Annotated in this window: 10 protein-coding genes; 2 read left to right on the top strand and 8 right to left on the bottom strand. The window is 42.6% G+C overall.

Features of this window, described 5'->3' with window-relative positions:
• The first annotated feature begins 61 nt into the window (after nt 1-61).
• Nucleotides 62-190: a helix-turn-helix domain-containing protein gene (locus ZMOB_RS10505; RefSeq protein WP_260432246.1), complete on the top strand. Its 129-nt coding sequence runs from the start codon at nt 62-64 to the stop codon at nt 188-190.
• A gap of 790 nt (nt 191-980) precedes the next feature.
• Here the strand turns inward: ZMOB_RS10505 and ZMOB_RS09130 are convergent.
• The 5 genes from ZMOB_RS09130 to ZMOB_RS09110 all read right to left on the bottom strand — a co-directional run bounded on the left by ZMOB_RS09130 (nt 981) and on the right by ZMOB_RS09110 (nt 5,830).
• A complete protein-coding gene (locus ZMOB_RS09130; protein WP_252507335.1) occupies nt 981-1,247 on the bottom strand; it encodes a hypothetical protein in 267 nt (88 codons plus the stop codon).
• Between the two features lie 5 nt (nt 1,248-1,252).
• Nucleotides 1,253-1,885: a ParA family protein gene (locus ZMOB_RS09125; RefSeq protein WP_014466395.1), complete on the bottom strand. Its 633-nt coding sequence runs from the start codon at nt 1,883-1,885 to the stop codon at nt 1,253-1,255.
• 102 nt (nt 1,886-1,987) lie between these two features.
• Nucleotides 1,988-2,272 (bottom strand): type II toxin-antitoxin system RelE family toxin, encoded by a 285-nt coding sequence (locus ZMOB_RS09120; protein WP_014466394.1) that lies wholly within the window; start codon nt 2,270-2,272, stop codon nt 1,988-1,990.
• Nucleotides 2,256-2,480, bottom strand: coding sequence for a type II toxin-antitoxin system RelB family antitoxin (gene relB, locus ZMOB_RS09115; RefSeq protein ID WP_014466393.1), 225 nt, complete (start codon nt 2,478-2,480; stop codon nt 2,256-2,258). Before relB ends, ZMOB_RS09120 begins: the two co-directional genes overlap by 17 nt.
• A 761-nt stretch (nt 2,481-3,241) precedes the next feature.
• Nucleotides 3,242-5,830 (bottom strand): TonB-dependent receptor plug domain-containing protein, encoded by a 2,589-nt coding sequence (locus tag ZMOB_RS09110; RefSeq protein WP_148235956.1) that lies wholly within the window; start codon nt 5,828-5,830, stop codon nt 3,242-3,244.
• Nucleotides 5,831-6,025: 195 nt separating this feature from the next.
• On the opposite strand from ZMOB_RS09110, the gene ZMOB_RS09105 reads away from it, so the two are divergent.
• Nucleotides 6,026-7,129 (top strand): pyridoxal phosphate-dependent aminotransferase, encoded by a 1,104-nt coding sequence (locus ZMOB_RS09105; protein ID WP_014466391.1) that lies wholly within the window; start codon nt 6,026-6,028, stop codon nt 7,127-7,129.
• 555 nt (nt 7,130-7,684) lie between these two features.
• On the opposite strand, the gene ZMOB_RS09100 is transcribed toward ZMOB_RS09105, so the two are convergent.
• From ZMOB_RS09100 to ZMOB_RS09975, 3 genes are read right to left on the bottom strand one after another with little or no spacing between them, the layout of a single operon-like run.
• Complete coding sequence (locus tag ZMOB_RS09100) at nt 7,685-10,870, bottom strand: type I restriction endonuclease subunit R (RefSeq protein ID WP_014466390.1); 3,186 nt, start codon at nt 10,868-10,870, stop codon at nt 7,685-7,687.
• Nucleotides 10,867-12,450: a restriction endonuclease subunit S gene (locus ZMOB_RS10260; RefSeq protein ID WP_014466389.1), complete on the bottom strand. Its 1,584-nt coding sequence runs from the start codon at nt 12,448-12,450 to the stop codon at nt 10,867-10,869. The genes ZMOB_RS09100 and ZMOB_RS10260 overlap by 4 nt, the downstream gene beginning before the upstream one ends.
• On the bottom strand, nt 12,447-12,836 hold the full coding sequence (locus ZMOB_RS09975) for an HI0074 family nucleotidyltransferase substrate-binding subunit (RefSeq protein WP_014466388.1): 390 nt from the start codon (nt 12,834-12,836) through the stop codon (nt 12,447-12,449). Before ZMOB_RS09975 ends, ZMOB_RS10260 begins: the two co-directional genes overlap by 4 nt.
• Between the last annotated feature and the right edge of the window lie 2 nt (nt 12,837-12,838).

Below are 12,838 nucleotides of genomic sequence, written 5' to 3'. Positions count from 1 at the left end.
CCGGCGACTAAGACTGTCCAACACGCTTTGAGTATAATCTAGAAAAGGTCCCGCTGATCTGATGGGCATACCGCTCGCTACTTGGCAGGATTGGGAACAGGGACGCGTGGCTCTCGATCCTGCCATCAGGATGCTATTGAAGATTTTATGGAAAGAACCAGATGCCGTCCGGCGGGCAGTGGCAGCGTAATCTTAAAAGAGGTATCCGTTAGAAAAGGGAGTAAACAACTTACTCTTTTTAAGTTCTATAACATTATTTCAGAAATGTTTTTTTAGACCCCTTGCGTTCGATGCCAACCAAAGCCCCCGGTAAATTTGCCCCCCTATTTTTGCTCAAATCGATACAGCTCAAACATACCCTAAATCCTCCGTATTTAGCCTTATAAAGCGGCATATAGCTAAAAACAAGCTGGAACCCTCATCTCATTTCATCTCAAGGCAGCGCATTTAAGCAAATTGTCTATTTTTTAGCAAAATGGGGGGGGATCGATAGATATCATATTAGGAATAATGATCATCAAATCGTTAAGCTGCCGATCATCTAATTAAGGCTTATATTCTGTTATTTTTGACCAATATGATAGCAGTGTTAGTCATACAACTTATATATAAATCTATAATGTTATCAAAATATCATTATAACATGATATCATTTTTAAGTCGCAACTATGACTATCATTTTAACCCATATATATAGATCTGATTTCTTATTAAATTGATGATATCGAATGTCATTTTCGCGCTGTTTATATGCGACATCTCTACTTAGTTTTCTGTTAAATTGATAGGATTTTGGATTTCAGAAAAATGATGCGCCATGCATTAAGCTATATCATTATTGAGGAGCCAAATTTTTAAAGTGTTAAAATACCTGTTGTGTAAAATTCTAGCCGCACCTCTAGTAAATGCTATAATGCTATAATGCTATAATGCTATAATGCTATAATGCTATAATGCTATAATGCTATAATGCTATAATGCTATAATTTTAAATATTCTCTTAATAGCTTTTCAACAATTTTCGTTTCACTTATTTTCTGCCCTGTTTCGACCTGTTGATGAGCAACATGTAATTTCAATGCATTAATAACATCGACGGGCAATCGAAAAATTTTCTGCTGCGTTTCAGTTTTCTTGACTTCGACTTTCGATTGTTTCTTTTCAGCCTTATCCGCGATGGCTCCATTTAGAAAATCATCTGGGTCTTTAGATAAGTGAAACTTGCTGACATCGGGTTTACGTTTCATTCTATTCATGCTGTGATCTCTTCAAAAAAATGGGTTATTTCAGTGATAGCCGCAGTATCTTTTTTTATTTCTGCCACAGTAGCGCCTTCACCAATTGCACGCCGGAAAGCCACACGTTCACAAATTTGACTGGATAGCACGGTCAAATTTTGATCTTTTAGAAAGGCCAGCATTTCAGCAGAATCTTTGGTTCTAGGGTCAATCCGAGAAAGTAAGATATGTATCGTTAAGTCGGAATTATAATCCCGAGCGATATCTATTACCTCTAACAGATCAGATAAGGCTGCCGCGTCCATATTAGAGGCACCAACCGGAACGATAGCTTTCTGACATAACAGCAATGTCGATCTTAATCCGGATGTATCACGCCCTCCGGCATCGATAACGGTATTCATAAAACCAGAAGATAAGTCGCGACCTTCGCTATAAATCGCTTTGCCAGTAAGACAGGTTGTTGTTGGATTGAATGGATATTTCTGGTCACTATCTCGCCGCCATGCAGCCCAACTAGCTGAACTGGCTTGAGGATCTCCATCAATAAGCAGGGTTTTTCCTTTGGTACTAAGATAGGCCGCAAGATGGACAGCTATCGTCGTTTTGCCAACGCCACCCTTTGTATTGACGACACCATAAATCATCTGCACACCTTTGTATGATATCTATATATAATGATATATAGATATTAAGCTATCATTATAGATTAATATAAAAAACGTTTATTTATCTGTATGTTATATCAATCAGTGCCGCACAACTTTTTTATAGATTTCTCTTCTGTTGCCAATTCTGACAACCAAAATACGCAGCATCTTATCTTCAATATCGACAATGACGCGATAATCACCAATCCTATATTTCCATAAGCTGCCTAGAGCGCTCCCCTTTAAAGCAGCACCTAATGATCTTGGATTATCGGTTGAAGCCAAACGTTCGGATAAAAATTTTAAGATGCGCTTAGCTGGCTGCGTTCCTAATTTTTTTAACTCTTTTTGAGCGGCTGGATCGAACTCAATTTTCCAAGCCATATTCAGCCATGACATTTTCTAAAGAAACAGTTTTAGTCTTCCCTGAACGAATTTTGATGGCACGCGCCTCTGCAAGATAAGTATCTTCCAGCTCTTCCAAATGTTGAAGTATAGCTTCTCTGGCATAAAAGGTTTTGGTCCGGCCGGTCGCCTTCGCTAGCTGGCTGAGACGATCTTCAATTTCTTCTGGTAAACGAATTGCCAACATTTCAACACTCCTTATGATATACATGTATATCATAAGTTTCAGAAATATACAGATGAAATTAAATGGTGACAAAATTATAATTGGCGACACGCTCGAAGGTTTTCGATGAAAACCTATAATTCTTGTTGTCAAGGAGACAAATCGGACGACCTTGGGCCTCACATGCGGCGTGGAATGTCGAGTTTGTCTACTATTTGCCCGTCCGATATAATGAAGAAAATCCCTTTTCTAAGCAGGAAGAAGTGGCGTCAATCATCAGCTGCTTTTACCAGCCAACCTGCGCGGCGAAAATTCTGTCGAATACCCAAGCTGCTCTTGGTATCGGTCTCATAGACTTTCGAGGCATCTTTCTACTGAAGCCGTTAAGGATCACGTAGACAATCCCGTTTAGAACCCACAGCTCATAGGAAAAACGCGGATATTGGCTCTATCAGGCGCTCAGACGGCAAAAATAACTCATTCACAGGCTCATCTTCCACCGGTAAGCCTGTGGATCACAACAACCTGTTAATAAGTTAATAGCTCATAAGCCTAAGATTCAGCCATCTTTCATTGGCTAAGTTGTCACATGGTTTAATCTTATTGAACATCCGATACGGTTGAGCACTTTGCAATCCTGCATTTTTTTGCAAAAAAATTAAGTAAATTCCAAACAATATCGCATATTTATATATATTCATTTAAGTTTCAAAAAAATCACTGTCAAAATAAATTTATAATTATTAGTTATGTACGATTTTAATCGTACATAACTTAGATAATTAAATTTTTACAGAAACACGCCCGTAATAGAAAGCACCAGTCATTGGTACTTGTGCAGAATTGGCGTCATAAATACGGGCACCATAATTATTATTTATTTGATTTACACGACGAGGTCGGACATTAAAAATATTATTGGCACCAACAGCAAGATGTATCTTTGAATTTATATTATATCCTACTTCAATATCAGTCATCCAGCGTGGTGTATTTTTAAATTTAGCAAAACAAGTATTTGAGTAGCGCAAAGCTTTACCATTTGCCTCACATATTGCAGAACTAGGTGTCCAATCTTGATAAACCAGCATATTAGTTGTGGAGCCATATCGTGTTTCACGCAAATTTATATTCCATTTACCGACTTCCCAAAAAGCATTCAGGATTAACTTACTACGAGGATAAGAACTCGTAATATAACCAGCAGTGGCAGCATTAAGTAATGGAACGGAAACACCATTCGCCGTTGTAGATGCAACATGCGTTAAAATGGTTTTGTTAATGTCTAAGGAAGCAGAGAGTGATAAAATACCGAGTTCATGCAAATGAACCAAATAGTCCGCTTTTACATCTAACCCTCTGGTTCGAGTATTGGCTCCATTTGCAAAATAATAAGTACTAACAGCATTAGGATCTAAGCCGGATGGGATTACAAAACCCAAGCTATCCAATGCCGAAATTGCATTACTGCCATTTGTTGATCCTCCAGCGATAATTCTATTACGAATATTAATTTGATAAGCATCGGCTTCTATATGAAAGCCCTTTATAGGCTCTAAAACAATACCACCACTGGCATTAAAAGATCTTTCCGGTTTAAGAGGAGAGGCTCCAAGAATATGAGCAGCGTTCGAACTTACGGGCAGCAATCCAGAGACCGTTGTTGCTCCAACATTAATAGAGCTAAAATGCTGTTCTGCTAGTGTCGGTGCACGGAAACCGTTACTAACGGTACCACGAACGGCAATATGGTGCGAAATATCATAGCGGGTAGAAAATTTTCCATTTAAAGTATTTCCAACATCTGAATAATGTTCAAATCTACCAGCAAAGTCGATATTCCATTTTTTTAAAGGATGGAAATCAGCATCCACATATCCCGCAAAAATGTTTCTATTCCAATGTCCTGCATTTTGCGGACTAAGACCAACATATCCTGCCATACCACCGGCTTCATAAGAAGGCGGATCACCAGCCTTAATTTCATAGGTTTCAAGTCTGTGTTCTGCACCAAAGACTAATATTGTTGAAGTAGCGAATCCGGTATTTATACTTCGTCTAATATCTAAGTTATTAGTCCACTGAGCCATCCGATAGGATTCGGCGCGTGTCTTTGTTGGTGACCAACCGCACCCTTGACTGGAAGCATAGGCGCTAGTTGTTTGAGGATTTTGACGACGGTCAATACATTTAGTACTGAGCATACCATTATTTATACTATTTTTATTACCGATATCATCCTCATCTGCCCCATAGGTTGAGCTAGCGTCCCAAGAAAACCCAAAAAGGTTATCTCCTTTTAGACCCAATGTCGCTGCGTAATCATTTTCTTTAATCGTCTCGAGAGGCGAGAAACCATAAGGATAGATAGTGGGTACGGTATCAGGCGTCCGATAATTTTGGTAGGACTCTGACTGACGATGAGCATAGGTTATTAAACCGTACCCTTCCACTCCATCGGAAAGCGGTTTGCCAAAATCAATACTCAAATTTTCGCGCGTTTCTTTCGGGGTACTCATAACCTTGTTAGAATTAAGAGGGACTGAAACAGAATCGGTATATAAAGAAGTTCCCGCACCTGCGGGCTTATATCCTAACAAACGATGATCTTCCGTATAGGGCACCATATGATTTGCACGGTACGACTGGGCACTCAAATGCAAATACCCATTTTTTCCTAAAGAAAGACCACCATCAATATTAGCCTGATATTGCCAACCATCCCCATTATAAGCATTTGCACCCGTTTGGACACTCGCATTTAAACCATTATTACTTTTTTTTGTAATAATATTTACAACGCCAGCAATAGCATCCGAGCCATATTGAGCGGCAGCCCCATCTTCTAACACTTCAATATGCTCTATTGATGCAGATGGAAGCATATTAAGATCAACAGGCGTTGCACCAAAATCGGGTCCTGCATCAGCATAAATATTGGCTGTCGTGTGGCGCCTTTTTCCGTTTACAAGTACTAAAACCTGATTTGGGTTTAATCCTCGCATACGAAAAGCCGATGTAAGAGCCCCCGCATCATTCCCCATCGTACTAACGTTGATCGATGCATAAGTTCGAGTAATGGCATCTGCTAAATTGAGTTGTCCAGAACGCTGTAAATTAGCTGCAGACAATACACTAACGGGTGAAGCGCTCTGGCGCGCCTGCCTATTAACCGTTCTGGTACCTGTAACAATTAAAGTATCCGAACTATTATTTGGTGAAATATCGGAGTTATTATTTGATTTTTCTATTGTCGCCTTTTGTTTTTGGATGTCATTTATATCTTTTTTTTCTGCTGCGAAGACAACATTAGTGGATGTAATGCTTAAAGTAGAAAAAGTACTAATCAGAAGAGCTTTTCGAATTGCCATAATATTCTTCCAGATCATAATAAAGAGGCTCAGACATTTCATTTATTGAGCTTCCATCTATGAAAATTATTAAAAAAATATGACATTTTATAATTTTATTATTAATTAACATTTTAATGTTACAAAATTGTAATATTTTTGTGATAAAAAATAAAAGAGATTTTCTAATAGCGCATTTTACTTTGGATTTATCAGATGGTGCATCTTAATCGACGTAAGATTTTACAAGCTGCCAGTATTATGGGTCCGACTTTTTTAGGAAATAAGGAATTAAATGCACAGTTATCCTGCGATAGACCTATACGGGCAAGGTTAAATGTTACAAAAAATCCATTTGGCCCATCGCTCAATGCGCGCCAAGCTATTGCAGCCTGTATATCAAAAGCTCCCTATTACATAGAAGACGAGTCCGAACTACGAGTAAAAATTGCGCAGTATGAGCATCTTAAAGTTGAACAGGTCGGACTATCAAATGGATCTCTTGATACTTTGTCTTTGCTTTCTGCTGATATTGGACGGAATGGAACAATTATTGCGCCTAGTCCAACTTATTCTACTCATCTATCATATGCACAACGGCGAGGTATAACTGTAGATTTTATACCATTAAAAAACCATAAGATCGACTTAGAAGCTATAAAATCTGCAATAACCTCACAAACCGCACTTATTTATTTATGCAATCCCAATAATCCAACAGGGACTGTACTTGATATATCTGAATTATTCAGTTTCTGTATAGAAATATCTACAAAGATACCTATCATTATTGATGAAGCTTATTATGAACTTTTATCAAATTTTTCTCAAAAAACAGTTGCTCCGTTACTTAATAAAAATGCTGATATAATCGTTACACGTACATTTTCAAAAGTATATGGACTTGCAGGTCTAAGAATTGGATATTGCCTTGCCCAACCACAACGGATTAAACAACTGTACAGTTTAACAACAACCTCTCGAAATCAAGCGGGTTACGCTGCTGCACAAGCCTGTTTTAGAGATTCTAATTACTTACAAGGTGCAATAAACTATTTAAATTCTTGTCGAAAGATAATTTACAAAATATGTAAAAATAATAGATTACCTTATTTACCGAGCGAAGGAACCTTTGTTTATATTAATACTTTACGACCTGCGCAAAAAATGAAAGACGCCCTCATGTCTCAAGGCGTAGATGTTCGTATTTTTAACGATCCTAACTATTTGAATTGGATCAGGGTTGGGACAGCAACTCCTCAAGAACTCAATTTTTTTGAAATAGCTATTTCTAAGATTATCTCAAATGTTACGAAATAAAATGTCACAAAAATATTTATCGTTATCTATAGAACGATATATTCGGTTATTATACTAATAAATCTTTTCAAAATTCATGACATAATTAGGTACTGTTGACAAAAAAAGGTAGTCATAATTTTACAGCAGCAAGATTCAAAAAGGCGAAGAAAGGTTTTCTTATTTTGCTATAGCATATGGTGACACGTCGGGACTGCTTCATTTATTAAGGTTACTAGAAAAATCGAATTATCATAGGTTCAAAATGATCGAGTAACTTCTTTTATAATTACTACAACCGAGGGCGAAAATTTACATCTTACACGACTGAAAGAGAAAGCTAACCAATATAAAAGCCGTTTATTGGCAGGCGCATTACTACCAAAAATCACTTAGTCTTCCAAGCTTATCTATGTAATGCGTTCCACTTCTTAATACCCAAAGTTTTCCTATTTTTTTGCAATTGCCCCCCCCCAAGGAAAGAATTCAATCTATTTAGCATTGCTCGTCATTTACAAGAAAATGGTCTTGCTGGTCGCGTTTTAATACAAAAAAAATCATATAAATTTAGTATATTTATATACCTCCTTGCTCAGCCCAAACAGGTGCAAATTGTTCGGCCTGTCGCAGGATGTGCTGTACAGCTTCATCTTGCATATCAGGCGGGTATCCATAGCGGCGAAGTAGACGCTTGACAGATGTACGCATTTTGGCGCGGGCTTGGGCCATGACGGTCCAATCAACGGTAGCATTTACCCGAATGGTCTTTACTAAAGCTGTAGCAATAGCGCGTAGACCAGGGTCACCCATGGCCTCCTTGGCGCTTTCATTCTGTGCGAGTGCGTCATAAAAGGCGATTTCTTCCTGTGTCAGTCCCAGTTCCTCGCCCCGGTCGCAAGCGGAGACCATATCATGCGCCATGCGGATAAGTTCATCCAGTATCTGGGCAGATGTGAGTGCATTGGCATGGTAACGGGCGACAGCTTGTTCCAGTCTTTGTGAGAAAGCTTCGGCTTCCGTGATGTTGGTGCGTGTGCGGCTACGTATCTGGCCTTCCAGCAGCTTTTTGAGCGCATCAATGGCCAGATTGCGCTGAGGCATTTCCCGCACTTCCTGCAAGAAGGTGTCCGAGAGGATGGAAATATCAGGTTTTCCAATGCCTGCGACTTCCATGATATCGATAATATCGGTTGAAATGACCGCCTTGCTGACCAGTTGCTTGATAGCTAGCTCGAGTTCCTGCGCACTGCGTCCATCGCTGCCATTGCTCGCACTTTTGACCAGTGCCGCCCTGACTGCCTCGAAAAACCCGATTTCATCGCGCAGTCTGGCAGCTTCATCACTGGCAGAGGCCAGAGCAAAGGCGACTGAAAGCGCCTTGACTCCATCCGGGTAGCGTTTCTGGATCGCTTTACGCTCTTCAGCGCTTTTGGCTGTTACCATGGCGCGTTGCTGCTGACCCAGAATATGGTCAAGTGCTCCTGCCATGATGGAGAGCTTGGTCTTAGCTGTTGCCTCGTCCTGCAAGGCTGGGCGGTAGTCAAAGCCAGCGGCCTGACCAGGATTGAACATGGCTCGCACGACTTCGTAGCGTTCCTGCAAGGCGCGGATGGCTTTGCCTTCATCAATGCCGACCTGCTCGCGGTCTCCGGCTGAATATTCACCCAGAGCCGCCTTTAGATTCTGAGCGAGGCCGATATAGTCTACCACCAGACCACCGGGTTTGCCCTTGAATACACGGTTGACGCGGGCAATGGCCTGCATCAATCCATGCCCGCGCATAGGCTTATCCACATACATGGTGTGCATGGAAGGCACGTCAAAACCCGTCAGCCACATGTCGCGCACAATAACCAGACGGAGCGGGTCATTGTTGTCCTTCATGCGCTTTGCCAGTAGTTCACGTCGGGCTTTGGATTTCTTGCCAATATGGGGCTGCAACCCGGCAGGGTCGGATGAACTGCCGGTCATTACCACCTTGATGGCTCCTTCATTGTCATCATCACTATGCCATGCGGGGCGCAGGCGGATGATCTCGTTATACAGAGCCACACAAATGGCCCGGCTCATACCAACTATCATGCCTTTTCCTTCAAGGGCATTCAGGCGGTTTTCAAAATGGGTTACAAGGTCTACGGCAATCCGGCGCAGGCGGGGTTCCGAGCCGACCAAAGCTTCTACGCGGGAGTATTTCTGGCTGAGCTTGTGTTCCTCGTTCTCGCAAAGCCCTTCGACAATATCGGCCAGTTCATCGTCCAGCTCGTCCTTGAGGTCTTCATCCAGTTCGATGCGCACAAGGCGGCTTTCGTAATAAATAGGCACGGTTGCGCCATCCTCGACAGCCTGCGCGATGTCGTAAATGTCGATGTAGTCGCCAAAGATGCCGCGTGTGTTCACATCGGCATTTTCAATGGGTGTACCGGTAAAGCCGATAAAGGAGGCATTAGGAAGGGCGTCGCGCAGATATTTGGCAAATCCATAGGTCATTTTGCCGGTCTTAGGGTTGAATTTGGCTTCCAGCCCATACTGGCTGCGGTGCGCCTCATCTGCCATGACCACCACATTGCGCCGGTCGGTCAGCATGGGCAGGCTGGTTTCGCCGTCTTCGGGCTGGAACTTCTGCAAGGTGGTAAAGATGACACCGCCCGAGGTACGCCGGAGGAGTTTCTGCAAGTCGTCTCGGCTGTCCGCCTGTTCCGGTATCTGACGGAGTAAAGCCTGCGCGCCGGAGAAGGTGGCGAAGAGCTGGTCGTCCAGATCATTGCGGTCTGTCAGCACAATGATGGTGGGGTTTTCCATCTCCGGGTGGCGGGCGATCACGCCTGCATAGAACGTCATGAGCAGGCTCTTGCCGGACCCCTGCGTGTGCCAGACTACACCCACCTTGCGGTTTCCATCCGGGGCAGAGGCCCGCACAGTCTGCGTCACAGCCTTCAGGCAGGCATGAAACTGGTGATAGCCCGCCAGAATTTTGATAGGACTCCCGTTCTTCTCGCCAAACAGCACAAAGTCACGGATCAGACCCAGAAACCAGTGTGGCGTAAACACGCCCCGCAATACGGTTTCCATTTCCTCATGGTTTTTGGCGATCAGGTCTTCGCCGTTGATGGTGCGCCATGGCATGAAGCGGTCACGGCCGGCTGTGAGGGAGCCAACGCGGGCCTGTGTACCATCTGAAATCATCAACGCTTCATTGAAACGGAACAGGGAGGAAATAAGGCTGCGATAGGTTTGGAACTGGTTCCATGCGGAATCCAGCGTAGCGTTCTCGGAACTGGGGCTTTTGAGTTCCACCACTCCAAGCGGCATGCCGTTGATGAACAGAACGAGGTCTGGCCTGCGGTTGGCCTCGTCCTTTTCAAGGACGAACTGGCGCACGACCAGAAAGTCATTATTCTCCGGGGTATCAAAATCCAGAAGGCGCACCCGGTCGCCAGACTGTGTGCCATCTTCGCGCACCACGTCTACCGGCACGCCATTGACCAGATAATCATGCAGGCGGCGGTTTTCGTCCACATGGTCGGGTGTGTCTTCGCGGATCAGAGCCAGCAGAGTTTCATCCCGCGAGGCTTGGAGAAGGTGTGGGTTCAAACGGTCTATGGCCGCACGCAGGCGTTTTTCCAGAATGACGTCCGATAACGAGGCGCGTTCCGGCTTTTTGCCACCGGGGGCAATATCTGGCCCCCAGACAATGGTGTAGCCACATTCGCGCAGAATATCGCAAGCCCAGTCTTCGATCTCGTTTTCAGACAGAAAGCTCATGCCGCGTCTTTCACCATCTTTTCGGCATTCCGGATACTTATTTCACCAGACATGAGCTTTGGGAGAAGAAGGTCTCGGAGCTGGGCAAGAGTATAAGATTCGGCTTCATTGGTAATAATTTTTTTAAAAATTGGGTCTACGCGTTTCTCAAAAACATTCTCGACTTTACTTTCTAAAACACCCAATTTTTCAAATTGCTTTTTGTTGATGGAGCCGAATACTGTGCCGTTGTCTTCAAAAGAAAAAAATATTTTTCTTAGGGATTTCATTACAAGATAGGTATAGTAAGGCAGATTCTGCGGATGGCGAATGGCTGCTAACCCCCTTCCGATACAACACTCTTCAGCTGAAAGATTTACCTCTCCAACAGGTGCTCGTACGCTGACCAAACTATCAAACGTATAAGCCATACGATTTGGGGCTGCGCAATACATTCTACGAGTTGGGAAAATGGTTCCGAAGTCAGCTTTTCCTTGATAAAAAGGCTTACCATTGCCGTCTAAGTTATATGTATATCCAGGAGGGGACTGTCCCATGGTAATATCAAATTGTTTGCCAATTTGACTATTTTTCCACCCTTCTGGCTTACCTTCATCATCCAGCCTGTCGGGAAAAAGTTCCCACAGTTCTGGTGCGAGGTAAGGGGCTTCTCCGGCCATTTTTGCCCGTGTCGGCCCAAAGTCGACAAACCAGTCCCGAAACAACGCTCGCGCCATGGCTTCCAGTGTTTCGTTTGTCCGGCGGTTGAGGTCGATTTTGTCGTCGAGGGAGCCGAGGATGTTTAGAATACTGGAGCGTTTTTCTTTAGATGGGAACGGTACAGGTAATTCAAAAACATCACGAAGATTAAGTGTTGGTTGTACGGTTGTGTTGAGTTTGCTGTTGATAAGTTGTTTAATGGTTTCTGTTTTAAGTGCTAATTGTACCCATCGAGCGCCGATATCTTCTCGGACTGGAATGCGTGCAATTGCGCGTGCGATATTCCATCCTTTAAGAGATTCTGGCACTATAGCCGTTTCGCCAACAGTGCCAACGATACTCAGCAAGAGTTCGCCTCCTGTTAAACGTGTGCGTAAATACGAATTTTCAACCTCTTGTGAAATTTTTAAAGGCTTTTCTGTTTTTATCATTCCATCGCGTACATCTGATACACGCACAATGGGTACGCCATTTAAGGATTCTTTGCCAGGTTGAACGACACCATAAGAAATTCTTTCGGTTGGTACTAAAATCGAATCAAGGCGAACGGATGGCCATTTAGTGATATTTCTTTTTTGTATCACAACATAATCTTTTTCTATTATCTTTTTAAAATCGTCGTCTAAATTGTACCAATCAACAATATCTACTTTCCAAGGTAAATCCGATTCTGTGAAATTTTTTTCCAAATCCATAAATAATTCTTCGGAGAGAGGCTCCTCACCAAGTATTACAATATCCAGATCAGAATAATCTTTAGCAGTCCAACGTGCACGTGAACCGAACGCCCACACTTCCTTTTGTGGGACAAATCCCTGAAGTATCGCTTTGATGATAAGCCAATCCTCAGGGGAAACATCAATTTTGGACATCATTGTCATTTTATTTTTCTTAAAAAATATTCCACTTCTTCGATGAATTCAGGTATTATCTCAACAACAATCTCAGCATTTGTTTCGTTATACGTATGACTTGTTAAATTCCTTCTGTCTCTGTACTTTTTCCATTGCCTCCAATCACCTTCCAAGATTCCTTTTTCGCTTGCTGATCGAATGATATCTGCAAAATCCATGCGATCATACAAATCAGGAGATGGAGACGTTAATTCGAGATATCGCTTAATAATTTTATGTGAAATTTCATAAGTGAACTCAAAACGTTGGATTAGCCCGTCTCGTAGTTGCTCATCATCTGAGTGAGCCAAATAACGTGCCCAGCCCTCTTTGAGGCGTTTAAGCGCACGCTCTAGATGTGTTGTTTGTAACATTA

Origin of the sequence: Zymomonas mobilis subsp. mobilis ATCC 10988, assembly GCF_000175255.2 — a bacterium.
GTDB lineage: Bacteria > Pseudomonadota > Alphaproteobacteria > Sphingomonadales > Sphingomonadaceae > Zymomonas > Zymomonas mobilis.
The sequence above is the reverse complement of the archived record's forward strand: the minus strand, read 5'-3'. Positions and strand labels throughout refer to the sequence as shown.

Coding starts and splice junctions, on each gene's coding strand:
- ZMOB_RS10505 (WP_260432246.1), top strand. CDS start 62: ATGGGCATACCGCTCGCTACTTGGCAGGATTGGGAACAGGGACGCGTG.
- ZMOB_RS09130 (WP_252507335.1), bottom strand. CDS start 1,247: ATGAAACGTAAACCCGATGTCAGCAAGTTTCACTTATCTAAAGACCCA.
- ZMOB_RS09125 (WP_014466395.1), bottom strand. CDS start 1,885: ATGATTTATGGTGTCGTCAATACAAAGGGTGGCGTTGGCAAAACGACG.
- ZMOB_RS09120 (WP_014466394.1), bottom strand. CDS start 2,272: ATGGCTTGGAAAATTGAGTTCGATCCAGCCGCTCAAAAAGAGTTAAAA.
- relB (WP_014466393.1), bottom strand. CDS start 2,480: ATGTTGGCAATTCGTTTACCAGAAGAAATTGAAGATCGTCTCAGCCAG.
- ZMOB_RS09110 (WP_148235956.1), bottom strand. CDS start 5,830: ATGGCAATTCGAAAAGCTCTTCTGATTAGTACTTTTTCTACTTTAAGC.
- ZMOB_RS09105 (WP_014466391.1), top strand. CDS start 6,026: ATGGTGCATCTTAATCGACGTAAGATTTTACAAGCTGCCAGTATTATG.
- ZMOB_RS09100 (WP_014466390.1), bottom strand. CDS start 10,870: ATGAGCTTTCTGTCTGAAAACGAGATCGAAGACTGGGCTTGCGATATT.
- ZMOB_RS10260 (WP_014466389.1), bottom strand. CDS start 12,450: ATGACAATGATGTCCAAAATTGATGTTTCCCCTGAGGATTGGCTTATC.
- ZMOB_RS09975 (WP_014466388.1), bottom strand. CDS start 12,836: ATGTTACAAACAACACATCTAGAGCGTGCGCTTAAACGCCTCAAAGAG.